Annotated in this window: 8 protein-coding genes; 7 read left to right on the top strand and 1 reads right to left on the bottom strand. The window is 67.2% G+C overall.

Translation table 11 applies throughout. The features are described from left to right. Window positions 1-13 precede the first annotated feature (13 nt). The 5 genes from AC1DCU_RS02635 to AC1DCU_RS02615 all read left to right on the top strand — a co-directional run bounded on the left by AC1DCU_RS02635 (window position 14) and on the right by AC1DCU_RS02615 (window position 10021). Entirely contained in the window at window positions 14-688 is a 675-nt protein-coding gene (locus tag AC1DCU_RS02635; RefSeq protein WP_032975011.1) for a DUF1449 family protein, read from the top strand. Beyond that, entirely contained in the window at window positions 685-2703 is a 2019-nt protein-coding gene (locus AC1DCU_RS02630; protein WP_025876158.1) for a flotillin family protein, read from the top strand. Before AC1DCU_RS02635 ends, AC1DCU_RS02630 begins: the two co-directional genes overlap by 4 nt. 82 nt (window positions 2704-2785) lie before the next feature. Next, on the top strand, window positions 2786-8164 hold the full coding sequence (locus AC1DCU_RS02625) for a DNA repair ATPase (protein WP_282279974.1): 5379 nt from the start codon (window positions 2786-2788) through the stop codon (window positions 8162-8164). Between the two features lie 5 nt (window positions 8165-8169). Further along, complete coding sequence (locus AC1DCU_RS02620) at window positions 8170-8868, top strand: hypothetical protein (RefSeq protein ID WP_282279973.1); 699 nt, start codon at window positions 8170-8172, stop codon at window positions 8866-8868. 43 nt (window positions 8869-8911) lie between these two features. Further along, the gene (locus tag AC1DCU_RS02615; RefSeq protein ID WP_032975007.1) at window positions 8912-10021 is read left to right on the top strand and encodes a toxic anion resistance protein; all 1110 of its coding nucleotides are present in this window, start codon (window positions 8912-8914) and stop codon (window positions 10019-10021) included. Between the two features lie 185 nt (window positions 10022-10206). Here the strand turns inward: AC1DCU_RS02615 and AC1DCU_RS02610 are convergent, their stop codons facing one another. Beyond that, the gene (locus tag AC1DCU_RS02610; RefSeq protein ID WP_032975006.1) at window positions 10207-11094 is read right to left on the bottom strand and encodes a LysR family transcriptional regulator; all 888 of its coding nucleotides are present in this window, start codon (window positions 11092-11094) and stop codon (window positions 10207-10209) included. 96 nt (window positions 11095-11190) lie between these two features. On the opposite strand from AC1DCU_RS02610, the gene trpB reads away from it, so the two are divergent. Both trpB and AC1DCU_RS02600 read left to right on the top strand, forming a co-directional pair. Continuing rightward, entirely contained in the window at window positions 11191-12408 is a 1218-nt protein-coding gene (gene trpB / locus AC1DCU_RS02605; protein WP_032975005.1) for a tryptophan synthase subunit beta, read from the top strand. Further along, entirely contained in the window at window positions 12405-13082 is a 678-nt protein-coding gene (locus AC1DCU_RS02600; RefSeq protein ID WP_032975004.1) for a hypothetical protein, read from the top strand. The genes trpB and AC1DCU_RS02600 overlap by 4 nt, the downstream gene beginning before the upstream one ends. The last annotated feature ends 1 nt before the right edge of the window (window position 13083 follow it).

The following is a 13083-nucleotide window of genomic DNA, read 5'->3' as shown; positions in this document are numbered from 1 at the left end:
AGGAAGGCAAGCGATGCAGGAATTCCTAACCGTCGTACTCGGTTATCCGACCCTCCCGTACAGCGTCGCGCTGGCGGTGGCGGTTCTGTATTGGGGGATTGCCGCCTTTGGCCTGGTCGATGACGGTTTCGGCGAGGCCGGTGCCGATGGCGCCCTTGAAGGCGATGCCCATCTCAGTGGCCTGTCAGCGCTGCTGGCGCGCTGGGGCCTGGGCGGCGTGCCGCTCATGGTGGTGGTGACGCTGCTGAGCCTGTTCGCCTGGACCCTCACCTACTTCATCCATCTGTACCTGCTGCTGCCGTTGCCCGACCTGCTGCGCTGGTCATTGGGCACCGTCGTGGCGGTGCTCGCACCCCTGCCGGCGGTGCCGGTCACCGCGCTGCTGCTGCGTCCCATCCGCCGCTTCCTGCTGCGCCTGCGCCCGGTGCCGCAGGCCTCGCTGCTGGGCCGGGTCGGCGTGGTCGCTTCGCCGAAGGTCGACGCACGCAGTGGCCATGCCACCGTCGATGACGGCGGTGCCGGCCTGGTCCTGCAGATCCGCAGCGACATCGAACTGCAGCGCGGCGAGCGCATCGTGCTGGTCGAGCACGTGGCTGCACAACACCATTACCGGGTGGTCCGCGCCGACGCGGTCGCCCTCGACTTCCAGGACAACCTGCTTCCGGGCAACAAGGAGAAACATCAATGACGTTGGCATCCGTGCTCCCCTTCCTGATCATCGTGGGCGGCGTCCTCGCCCTCCTGCTCGGCGTGGCGGGCCTGTTCAAGGCGTTCTACCGCAAGGTCGACCAGGGCGTGGCCCTGATCGTCAACGACATGAGTTCCACCCCGAAAGTGCATTTCACCGGTGCGCTGATCATTCCCGTGCTGTACCGCGCCGAGCTGATGCGGATCAGCCTGATCACCCTGCAGATCGACCGCCGCGGCAAGGAAGGCCTGATCTGCCGCGACAACATGCGCGCCGACATCGCCGTGGCGTTCTACCTGCGCGTCAACGAGACCCAGGCCGACGTACTGCGCGTGGCCAAGGCGATCGGCGCCGACCGCGCGTCGGACAAGCATGCCGTCGATGAGCTGTTCAACGCCAAGTTCTCCGAAGCACTGAAGACGGTCGGCAAGAAGTTCGATTTCACCGAGCTGTTCGAGAAGCGCCAGGAATTCCGCGACGAGATCATCGCGGTGATCGGCAACGACCTCAATGGGTATGTGCTGGAAGACGTGGCCATCGACTACCTGGAGCAGACTCCGAAGTCGCTGCTGGACCAGTTCAACATCCTCGATGCGCAGGGCATCCGCAAGATCACCGAGCTGACCGCTGCGCAGAACGTGGTGACCAACGAGCTGGAGCAGAACGAGAAGCTGGCCATCACCAAGAAGAACGTCGAAGCCCGCGAAGCACTGCTGGCCCTTGAACGGCAGCAGGCCGAAGCCGAGGCACGGCAGAAGCGCGAGATCGAGACCATCCGTGCGCGCGAGGAAGCCGAGACCGCCAAGGTGCAGGAAGAGCAGCGCCAGCTGTCCGAGAACGCCCGCATCGAAGCGCAGCAGGTGATCGACATCCGCGAGCAGAACCGCATGCGCGAAGTTGAAGTGGCCGAGCAGAACCGCCAGCGCGCCGTGGCCATCGAAGCCGAGCGCGTCGAGCGCGCACGCCAGCTGGAGCAGGTCACCACCGACCGCGAAGTGCAGCTGCAGGGCGTGGAGCGCGACAAGGTGGTCGAGCAGGGCAAGATGGACGTGGCCAACATCACCCGCGAACGCATCTCCATCGACAAGACCGTGGCGCAGGAAGAAGAGCGCATCAAGGAAGTGCGCGAAGTCTCCGAGGCCGACCGCCAGAAGCAGGTGTTGATCCTGGAAGCCGAGGCGAAGGCGCAGGAATCGCTGGTGCGCGAAGTGAAGGAAGCCCAGGCCCGCGAGACCGCCTCCAAGCATCGCGCGGTGGAGCTGACCACGCTGGCGCAGGCCGAGCACGAAGCCGCCGGCAAGCAGGCCGAGGCCAAGCGCCTGCTGGCCGATGCCTTCCGCGCCGAGCAGGCCGCACCCGGCCTGGCCGAAGCGCAGGTACGCGAAGCGTCGGCGCTGGCCATCGAGAAGGTTGGCATCGCCGAGGCGCGCGTGATCGAAGCCAAGGCCGAAGCGAACCTGAAGCAGGGCAGCAACGAGGCGCGCGTGCTGGCCGAGACGCTGCAGGCCCAGGCACAGGGCGAGGAGAAGATGGGCCTGGCCCGCGCCACCGCCACCGAATCGCTGGGCAACGCCGAAGCCGGCGTGGTGCAGAAGAAGCTGTTGGCCGAGGCCGAGGGCCTGGTCCGCAAGTTCGAGGCCATCGCCTCGCTGAGCGACCAGGCGCGCGGCCATGAAGAATTCCGCATGATGCTGGACAACAGCCTGAAGCAGGCGCTGGCCTCGATCGAAGCCGGCAAGGAAGTCTCGCGCGAGAACGCCGGCGTCATCGCCAGCGCGCTGCGCAACGCCGACATCGACCTGGTTGGCGGCGACGGCGGCATGTTCGAGAACCTGATCAAGGCGGTTTCGCTGGGCAAGTCGATCGAGGGCTTCGCCGGCAAGAGTCCGATCGTGCAGGACCTGATGCAGCGCTACCTGGGCGTCAACGTGGCCGACAATGCACCGCGGCAGATCGCCGAGGACGCAGAGACCGTGCCCGTCGCGGCGACCGTCGTGGTCGACAGCGCGCGCTGATCCACCCGGCGATGGCCATCGCCATCGCCCACCCGTGCCGGCCGCATCGACGGCCGGCCGTCCGTGAGCCGGAAACCTGCTGATGTCCGAAACCAAACCGTCCACCGAGTCCGTCGCACCAGAGGCTGCCGGCGATACCGTCGACCAGGCCGTAGCCCAGGGCGGCGCCTATGAAGTCCTGCGGCGCCGTCTCGGCGAACAGGGCCAGCGCCTGCAGGCCGTTGCCGAGCAGCTGAACCGCCAGCGCCTGGCCGAGTTCGGCGACAGCCGCCTGGAGGTGGTCGGCCGTTTCCGTATCCGCAGCGAGAACAACTGTGTCGGCCGCGACATCGTCCAGGTCGGCCCGGATCGCCTGCTGTTCGGCTACAACGTGTTCATCGGGCTCAAGACCCAGACCCGCATCGAAGATGTGTTCGGTCTGTACCGGCTGGTACAGGGCGCCGATGGCTACGACGTTGCTGCCCTTGAACTGAAGGGCAGTTTCCTCGACCAGCCCGGCTTCGTGCATGACTTCAACGAGCTGTACGCCTACTACAAGCATGCGCGCCTGCTGCAGCTGATCGTGGTGGGCGACAAGCTGCTTGCCTCGTTCCAGATCGGCGAGCGCAGCAGCGACGTGCGCGTGTTCCGCTGGGCGTTGTCACGCGAAGGTGAACTGACCTATCTCGATGCGCGCGGCGAGCGTGACATCGCCTTGCCGCCACCCTTCGATTTCGAATGGACCCGCGCCACGCGCGACCTTGCCGTCAACGGCCGCCATTCGCATCTGAACATCCTCGATACCCTGTTCGTGGAAACCACCGGTGGCGATCTCACCATCAAGGTGGAAAACAACACCGAAACCGGGCAGGGCATCTACAGCGAACCGGTGGAGGACAGCACGCAGTCGCTGGACGATGCCCAGTTCGAGTTCGCCCGGGTCGGCTCGCTGGTGCTGCTGAAAGTGCTGCCCTACCGCGAAACCGAATGGCGCGGACTGATCTACAACACGCTTACCGGCGACATCGTGCGCAACGATGCCATCGTCCAGGCCTGCGTGCAGCTGCCCGAAGACCACGGCATCATCTTCCCCGGCGGCTATTACCTGCAGGGTGGCGAGCACAAGGCGTTCGACGCCTCGATGGATGGCATGCAGTTCAAGCGCAGCATCCGTTCGCCCAACGGCGAGGACGTGCTGTACATCTTCTACGAGCGCGAAGGCGGGCGTTCGGCGCTGTTCGTCTACAACACCATCCAGCGCGTGCTGCAGAACCCCGTGTTCGGCCACGGCTATGCCTTCATGCAGGACGGGCGCATGGTGCTGTTCCATGCCGAAGGCACCGAGCCGACCCGCATCCATCCGATGCAGGTCTGGCAGACGCCCTTCAGCAGCGATGAGTTCGCCGCCAGCCGTCCGCCGGGCAATACCTTCATGGGGCGCATCGGCAACGCCGAGCTGGTTCGCGGCATCTCCAACCTGTTCAACCTGGCGCGCGAGATCGACGGCCAGGATGTATCGGTGCAGCGCTACCAGCGCCTGGTAGCCGACACCCGGCGGCTTTTCGATGCGCATCATTGGCTGGGTGACGAGGCCTGCGATGGCGCCGAAGCCCTGCTGCGGCAGATCAGCGCCACCGGCGAATCGGTGCTGGACGAATACGAAAAGGTGCAGTCGATCCGCCAGCAGTCGGCCCAGGCAATGGCCGAGGCCGAGGCCACGCACAAGGCGCTGCTGGGCCGGCTTCAGCCGGAAAACTGGAACGAGGTGCAGGCCTTCGTCGAAGCGCTCAGCGCGATCACCGCACTGCGCGGTCGACTGCTGACCATCCGCGAACTGCGCTACATCGATACCGCGCGCATCGAGGCGATGGCCGCCGAACTTGTGCAGGCGCACGACCGTGTCGGCGCCGCCACCGGTACCTTCCTTGCCGGCGATGCAGCACTGGCCCCCTTGACCGCCCGCATGCAGGCGCTGGACGAAGCCGCACAGCAGGCCGCCAGTGCACGCCAGCTGGATGAGCAGCTGGACGGCCTGCGCGGCATGGCCGGCGATCTGGACATGCTGTCCGAGCTGATGGCCGGGCTGAAGGTCGACGATGCGACCGCGCGCACCCGCGTGGTCGAATCCATCTCGCTGCTGTACGGGCGCCTGAACCAGGCACGCGCACGCGCCGAACAGCGCCGCAAGTCGCTGGGTTCGGCCGAAGCCGTGGCCCAGTTCGCCGCCCAGTTCGCCCTGTTCTCGCAGTCGATCACCAGCGCGCTGGCGATGGCCAGCGACCCTGAGCGGGCCGACGAACAGTTGTCGCGCCTGCTGGTGCAGCTGGAAGAACTGGAAAGCCAGTTCGGCGAGCACGAGCAGTTCCTCGGCGACATCCTGAGCAAGCGCGAAGAGCTGGTCGAAGCCTTCGATACGCACAAGCAGGCCCTGCTGGATGATCGCCAGCGCAAGGCGCGCTCGGTGCTCGATGCCGCCAACCGCATCCTTGATGGCCTCGGAAAGCGTACCGAGCGGTTCGGCACGGCCGACGAGCTCAACGCTTTCTTCGCCGGCGATCCGCTGATCCTCAAGCTGCGTGAACTGGCCGAGCGCCTGCGTGCGCTGCGCGACAACGTCAAGGCAGACGATGTCGAGGCGCGCCTGAAGGGCGTGCGCGACCAGGCCGTGCGCCAGCTGCGCGACCGCAGCGACCTGTACGAGGCCGGCGGCAACGTGGTCCGCCTTGGCCCGCGCCATCGATTCAGCGTGAACACCCAGGCGCTGGACCTGACCCTGCTGCCACGGGGTGAAACCCTTGCCATCCACCTCACCGGCACCGATTTCCTGGAGACCCTGCACGATCCCGAGCTTGATGCGCTCAAGCCGTTCTGGCCGGTGACCCTGGATTCGGAATCGGCAGCGATCTACCGTGGCGAATACCTGGCCGGGTGCCTGTTGCTGGCTGCGGAGGAGGGCCGTGATGGCCTGGACCTGGGCCAGCTGCAGCACGATGCAGCCGAACCGGAAGCGCTGGGCCAGCGGGTCCGCGCCTTTGCCGCGCCCCGTTACCGCGAGGGCTACGAGCGCGGTATCCATGACCATGACGCCGCCCTGATCCTGCGCGCGCTGTTGCCGCTGCAGCAGGCCGCCGGACCGCTGCGGCATTCGCCCCATGTGCGTGCGTTGGCACTGCTGTTCTGGGCCGCGCGCCAACGCGATGAAGCCGTGGCGCAGTGGCCCGGCCGGCAGGCTGGTGCCGAGGCCATCGCGCGCCTGTTCGGTTCCGATGAGGGGCGCCAGGCCCTGCGTGCGGAAATGGCCAAGGCGCTGCATGACCATGCACTCGCGCATGCACTGCCGTTTGACGCCGCCGCCGCCGATGCAGCAGCGGCATACCTGGGCGAAGAACTGGTGGCCGGCGAGCCGGTGTTCAGCACCAGCCGGCACGCGCAGGCATTGCTTGACGCGCTGTCGCAGCAACTGGAGCAGGCGGGCCAGCGTGATGCGCTTGAACGTGCGCTGCAGCGCTCGCAGGATCCGCTGGCCATGCGTTGGGCATTGGCCGGACAATGGCTGCGGGCGCTCGCCGGGCTGCCGGCACAGTCGGCGCATGCCGGCTATGTCGAAGAAGCGGCGGCATTGCTGCTGGTGCAGCGACAGCTGCGCACCCGTGCCAGCGATGCACCGCTGCAGGCGGAGGTCAGCGGCCTGCTGGGTGAACACGCCCGCATCCACAACGGCAGCCTGACCGTGTCGCTGGACGATTTCCTGGCACGCCTGCAGCATCACCTGCAGGCGTTCGTACCGGCCTTCCATGCCTATCAGGCGGTGCGCCAGGGCATCATCGGTCGCGAACGCGAAACCCTGCGGCTGTCGGAGTTCAAGGCCCGGCCGTTGTCGTCCTTCGTGCGCAACAAGCTGATCAACGACGTATATCTCGGCGTGATCGGTGACAACCTGGCCAAGCAGATGGGTACCGTTGGCGAGAACAAGCGCAGCGACCTGATGGGCCTGCTGATGATGATCTCGCCGCCCGGCTACGGCAAAACCACGTTGATGGAGTACGTGGCGCATCGCCTCGGCCTGGTCTTCATGAAGATCAACGGCCCGGCGCTGGGCCACGAAGTGCGGTCGCTGGATCCGCAGCAGGCACCGGACGCCACCTCGCGGCAGGAGCTGGAAAAGCTCAACCTGGCGCTGGAGATGGGCAACAACACCATGCTGTATGTCGATGACATCCAGCACACGCACCCCGAGTTCCTGCAGAAGTTCATCTCGCTGTGCGATGGCACGCGCCGCATCGAGGGCGTATGGCGCGGCCGTACGCGCACCTACGACATGCGTGGCAAGAAGTTCTGCGTGGTCATGGCCGGCAATCCGTACACCGAATCCGGCGAAGTGTTCAAGATTCCGGACATGCTGGCCAACCGTGCCGACATCTACAACCTGGGCGATGTGCTCGGTGGCATGGAAGCAGCCTTCACGCTCAGCTACATCGAGAACAGCCTGACTTCCAACCCGGTATTGGCGCCGCTGGCCACGCGCGAGATGGCCGACCTGTACCTGCTGGTCGACCGCGCGATGGGCAAGGATGTGTCCACCAACGGCCTGAGCCACGCCTACAGCGGCGCCGAGATCAACGAGATCACCGCCACCCTGCAGCGCATGCTGCAGGTCCGCGATGTGGTCTACAAGGTCAACCAGCAGTACATCGCCAGCGCTGCCCAGGATGACCGCTATCGCACCGAGCCGCCCTTCCGCCTGCAGGGCAGCTACCGCAACATGAACAAGCTGGCGGAGAAGATTTCGCCGGTGATGAATGACGACGAGCTGCAGCAGCTGATCTCCGACCACTACCTGGGCGAAGCGCAGCTGCTGACCACCGGTGCCGAAGAGAATCTGCTGAAGCTGGCCGAGCTGCGTGGCGTGCTCGATGAGGAACGCGCGCAACGCTGGGCGCAGATCAAGCGTGATTTCCTGCGCAACAAGGCAATGGGCGCCGGCGACAGTGATGTCGGTGGCCGCGTGGTCGCGCAGCTGGCCGACATCGCCAGTGCGTTGCAGCTGCCACCGCCGCCGCCGCCGGCAGAGGTGGCCGTCGTACCGGAGCCTGCGCCATGGCCGGCCCTGCTGGCAGCGCTGCAGCGCCTGGCCGATGCACGTCCGGCCAGCGCGCCGGCTGCCGCCGTACCGCAGGCCGCAGCCACGCCATTGGCCGAAGACCTGCAGGCTGGTCTGGCACCGCTGCTGCAGCTGCTGGTCGCCTCGCAGGAACAGCAGGTGCAGTTGTCGCAGACGTTGGCGGCGTTTGCCGGGTGGGCCCGGCAGCAGGTAACTGCCGATGTGGCCACGACCGACACGCGTCGCCGCCCGCGGGTGCGTCGTGCAGCGACTCCGGAAGAACGTGCGCTGGACGAAGCGCTGATGCGCCACTTCTACGGTGAATCATTGCCGCCGGAAACGGTGGCTGATGACGGCCCACGGCCGCCGCCACTGCCGTGACCTGCGTGCGCTCCCTGCCCGAACCCACGCTTCCGGCGCGTGCCGATGTGGCCACGCTGGCAGCGTACGGCAGCCACTTGCTGCAGGTATTGGCCGAGCCTGCACCGTTGCAGGCCGGCGCGGAAGGCGAGGGACTGGTGGCTGCGCTGGCGCGGATCGCATTGGCGTTGCAGGCCAGCGATCCGGCGCGCCTGCGCCGGCAGGAGAGCTGGTGGGGGCGCCTGCTCGGCCGTGACGTTGAACGCCAGGCACAGGCGCAGGGGCTGCAGGCGCAGCTGGGCGTGCTGGCGCTGCAGGCGCGCGAGCAGGCGCAGGGTCTCGCGCAGCGTGTGCAGCAGCGCGCCCTGGCCATCATCGACAACGATGCGGCTGCCGCCGCGTTGGAGGCCTGGGCCACGTTCGGCGCCGCGCAGCTGGCGACACTGCAGGGAGCTGCGCAGGTCGCGCTGGCCCCACGCGTGGACCATCTGCAGCGACTTGCCACGCTGCGACGCATCGAAAGCGGGCAGTGGCGGCTGCTGCAGGAGCAGGACGAAGCCCTGCTGCAGCGCTTCGTCCGCATCCACGATGTCCTGCTGCCGGCCTGGCGCCAGGCCGCATTGGCGCGCCAGGCACTGGCGCAGGCTGCACGGGCCGAGCAGGCAGCCACGCTGCAGGCCCAGATCGACGACGAAGTAGCCGCTGCTCAGGCTAGACTGCCCTGAGCCGGCCGCCGCTGCCGCTTATCCACCGCAAGGACACTGCCCGATGACCCAGGACAGCCAGAACTCCGGCACGCTCGTGCCCGCCACCACGCCCGCCCCTGAACTTGATGACAGCACGTTGAAGGCCCTCGGCCTGGTCCGCGACGACCTGCCGCGCATCGCCGAAATCGGCCGCGAGCTGGAAGACCTGCGTCCGGGCAACCTGCAGGTGTTCGGCCGCGAAGCCGCCGCACGCACAACGGCCTTCTCCAGCCAGCTACTGGACCAGGTGCGCAACCGTGACCTCGACGCTAATGGCGAGAAGCTCGGCGAAGTGGTGCGCATCGCGCGCGAGCTCAAGCTGGATGGTTTTTCCCAGCGCTCGAAGGTGCCGTTGATCGGTGGCCTCATCGATCGCCTGCGTTCTTCCAAGGGCGAGCTGGTGCAGAAGTTCAGCGATACCAATTCGCAGATCGAACAGCTGCTCGGCGACGTGGGTGCGCAACAGGCGCTGATGGGCAAGCGGGTAAGCGATTTCGACCGCATGCATGACATCGTCCGCGAGGAGCGTCATGCGCTGGGCCTGTATGCCGCCGCCGGCAAGCAGCGCCTGGCCCAGCTGCAGTCCGAGCAGTTGCTGGGGCAGGGCAGCGATGACCCGCAGCAACGCATCCGCCAGAGCGAGATCGACAATGCGATCCGCCTGATCGAGAAGCGCGTCTCCGACCTGCAGCTGATGCAGCACGCGGCTGACCAGTCGCTGCCGATGATCCGCCTGATCCAGGCCAATGCGCTGCAGCTGATCGAGAAGTTCAACACCGTCCGCGACATCACCATCCCCTCGTGGAAGCGTCAGTTCGCGATCCAGTTGTCGCTGGGCGAACAGAAGAACGCCGCCGAACTAGCCAATGCCATCGACGATGCGACCAATGAGTTGATGCGACGCAATGCCGACCTGATGCGCCAGGCGTCGGTGGACACCGCACGCAGCAACCAGCGCGGCGTGATCGACGTGGCCACGCTGCGCCACGTTCACGATCAGCTGATCGCTACCGTCGAGGAAGTGCGCAGCATCCATCGCGAGGGCATGCAGCAGCGGCAGCAGGCCGAAGTCGAGCTGTCGCGCCTGCGCGAGGACCTGCAGCAGCGCCTGGCGGCGCCGACGGCGTCGTAATCATGCTTCGCAGCGTCGAGCTTGCTCGATCGCTGCCGGTTGGCCTTGTGTAGAGCCGAGCCCACGCTCGGCTTCCGGGCGAAGCAAGGCGTGTTCTGCAGCTCAACGCAGCCGGGCACGGGTCCGGATCTACAGGAGCCACATCTGCGGCCATTCCCCGCAGCGGCAGGCCGGCAGAACCCGGTTCAACGCAACTGCCCTACCGCCCAATCGGCCAACGCGTCCACGCGCGCATCGACAGGGCCGTCCGGCCGCGCCAGCACCCAGAACCCGCCGGTCGCGGCAAATCCCCACGGTGCCACCAGCCGCCCGGCTGCCAGATCCTCGGCCACCAGTGGCTCCGGCGCGATCGCCGGGCCCAGCCCCGCTACCGCTGCTTCCAGCAGGTAGTACAGGTGTTCGAAGCCGGTGCCGAGCTGCAGCTGGGCCGTGTCCAGCCCGTGCGACTGCGCCCATGCAGGCCACGCCTGCGGGCGCGAACTGGTGTGCAGCAGCGTTTCCCGCAGCAAGGCCGACGGGGGGACATGGCGCAACCGCTGCGCCGCCGGGTGCGAGGGCGCCACCACCACACCCACCCGTTCCGGTGCCAGCTCGCGCACCTGCCAGCCGCGCGGCCATGGTCCCTGTGCCAGCAGCAGCACCGCATCCAGCGTGGCCTGCGCCTCGGTGAAACTGCCATCCAGGGCCGACCACTGCAGGCGCACGCCGGGCAGGGCAGCCTGCAGTGCCGGCAGCCGCGGAATCATCCAGCGCGCCAGCACGCTGCCGCTGCAGCCCAGCACCAGGGCCGGCTCCGCGCTTGGCCGCCGCAGTTCGCGCACGCAGTCTTCAATGCCGCCGAACGCCTCGCTGCAGGCCTGTTGAAGGCGGGTGCCAGCGGCGGTCAGGCGCAGTCCGCGGCCGGCGCGCTGGAACAGGGCCAGGCCCAGATGGTCTTCCAGCAGCTTCAGTTGCCGGCTGATCGCGCCATGGGTCACATGCAGCGCCTGGGCCGCGCGGCCAACGCCGCCCAGACGCGCGGTGGCCTCGAACGCCCGCAGGGCATTCAAGGGCGGCAGCAGTGACGTACTCATGTGAGATTTCCTGACGGGATAGGCCAGATAATATCCATTTTCCGGACACAATCCGTGCGCTAGAGTATCCACCTGTCTGAACGACCGGTCGTCTCCATGCCTGACTCTCCCATCGCCGATTTCCATGCCTTCCCTGACGCCCAGGGCCACTTCGGCCGTTACGGTGGCAGCTTCGTCGCCGAAACCCTGGTCGGCCCGCTGCAGGAACTGGCCCAGGCCTATGACCAGGCCCGCCAGGATCCGGCGTTCCAGCTGGCCTATGACCGCGACCTGGCCCATTACGTGGGCCGGCCGAGCCCGATCTACCATGCTGAACGATTGAGTGACCACGTCGGTGGCGCGCAGATCCTGCTCAAGCGCGAGGACCTGAACCACACCGGCGCGCACAAGATCAACAACACCATCGGCCAGGCGCTGCTGGCGGCGCGGATGGGCAAGAAGCGCATCATCGCCGAGACCGGCGCCGGCCAGCATGGCGTGGCCAGTGCCACCGTCGCGGCGCGGCTGGGCCTGGAGTGCGTGGTGTACATGGGCGCCACCGACATCGAGCGGCAGAAGATCAACGTCTACCGCATGAAACTGCTCGGGGCGACGGTGGTGCCGGTGACCTCCGGCTCGGCCACCCTGAAGGACGCCCTCAACGAAGCGATGCGCGACTGGGTCACCAACGTGCAGGACACCTTCTACATCATCGGCACGGTAGCGGGTCCAGACCCGTACCCGCGCATGGTGCGCGACTTCAACGCCATCGTCGGCCGCGAGGCACGCGAGCAGATGCTGGCCGAGTACGGTCGCCTGCCTGATGCGATCACCGCCTGCGTCGGCGGCGGCAGCAATGCGATCGGCCTGTTCCATGCCTTCCTCAACGACCGCCAGGTCGAGATCGTCGGCGCTGAAGCGGCCGGTGATGGCATCCACACCGGCCGCCACGCAGCTTCCATCGCCGCCGGCCGCCCGGGCGTGCTGCACGGCAACCGCACCTATGTGCTGTGCGACGACGATGGCCAGATCATCGAGACCCATTCGGTGTCGGCCGGCCTGGATTACCCGGGTGTAGGCCCCGAGCATGCGTTCCTGGCCGACAGCGGCCGTGCGCGCTACGTCGGCATCACCGACGAAGAGGCGCTGCAGGCCTTCCATCTGCTGGCCCACACCGAAGGCATCCTGCCGGCGCTGGAGTCCAGCCACGCGCTTGCGCAGGCGATGAAGCTCGCGCGCGGGCGTCCGCGCGACCAGATCGTGCTGTGCAACCTGTCAGGACGTGGCGACAAGGACGTGCATACCATCGCGGCGCGCGAAGGGCTGGTGCTGTGAGCGCACTGATGCGCAGTACGGGCGTGCTGCTGGTGCTGGGCCTGGCCGCGTGCCAACCGCCGGAACCGCCGGTGCTGGCGCCGGCGGCCAAGGCCGCTGCGCAACCGGCGCAGCCGATGGCGGCCAACGATGACGTCGACCCGATAGCGAGCACGCCCATCGATGATCCACCGGCCTCGGCCGCAGTCTCCAGCGATGACGCGCCCGCCGTGGCGTCGGTGGCGCTGGATCATGCCGGCGAGGTGCTGATCGGCCAGCACATGAGCGACCTGAAGGCCTTCGGGCCGTGGAAGGCAATGGGCGCGGTCGAAGCCATCGGCGGCAGCTGCGAGTACTACGACGGCAAGGGGCTGCCGCCCGGCGTGTCGATGATGACCGACGAAGACCGCGTGGTCCGTTTCGATCTTGGTCCGGGCGAGGACGCCAAGGCGCCGGTCGACCAGCCGGGTCCGTTCGGACTGCGCATCGGCATGACGCGGGCGCAGGCGGTGGCGCAGTTCCCCGGCGCGCCGGTCGCCAGCCCGCATGCCTACGACGGCGATCAGGGCGAGTACCTGACCTGGCAGGATCCGGGTTCCGACCTGGGCATCCGCCTGGAAGTGTTTGAAGGGAAGGTCATCCTGATGTACTGGGGGACCAGCGAAGCGATTGAACTGATTGAAGGATGTGCCTGAG

Source organism: Stenotrophomonas sp. 10L48, from assembly GCF_056395105.1.
Note: the sequence above shows the minus strand (reverse complement) of the source record. Positions and strands in the feature narration are given on the sequence as shown.

What these genes read in the sequence shown, in the direction of transcription:
- AC1DCU_RS02630 (WP_025876158.1), top strand. Translation starts at nt 685, where the DNA reads ATGACGTTGGCATCCGTGCTCCCCTTCCTGATCATCGTGGGCGGCGTC.
- AC1DCU_RS02625 (WP_282279974.1), top strand. Translation starts at nt 2,786, where the DNA reads ATGTCCGAAACCAAACCGTCCACCGAGTCCGTCGCACCAGAGGCTGCC.
- AC1DCU_RS02610 (WP_032975006.1), bottom strand. Translation starts at nt 11,094, where the DNA reads ATGAGTACGTCACTGCTGCCGCCCTTGAATGCCCTGCGGGCGTTCGAG.
- trpB (WP_032975005.1), top strand. Translation starts at nt 11,191, where the DNA reads ATGCCTGACTCTCCCATCGCCGATTTCCATGCCTTCCCTGACGCCCAG.
- AC1DCU_RS02615 (WP_032975007.1), top strand. Translation starts at nt 8,912, where the DNA reads ATGACCCAGGACAGCCAGAACTCCGGCACGCTCGTGCCCGCCACCACG.
- AC1DCU_RS02635 (WP_032975011.1), top strand. Translation starts at nt 14, where the DNA reads ATGCAGGAATTCCTAACCGTCGTACTCGGTTATCCGACCCTCCCGTAC.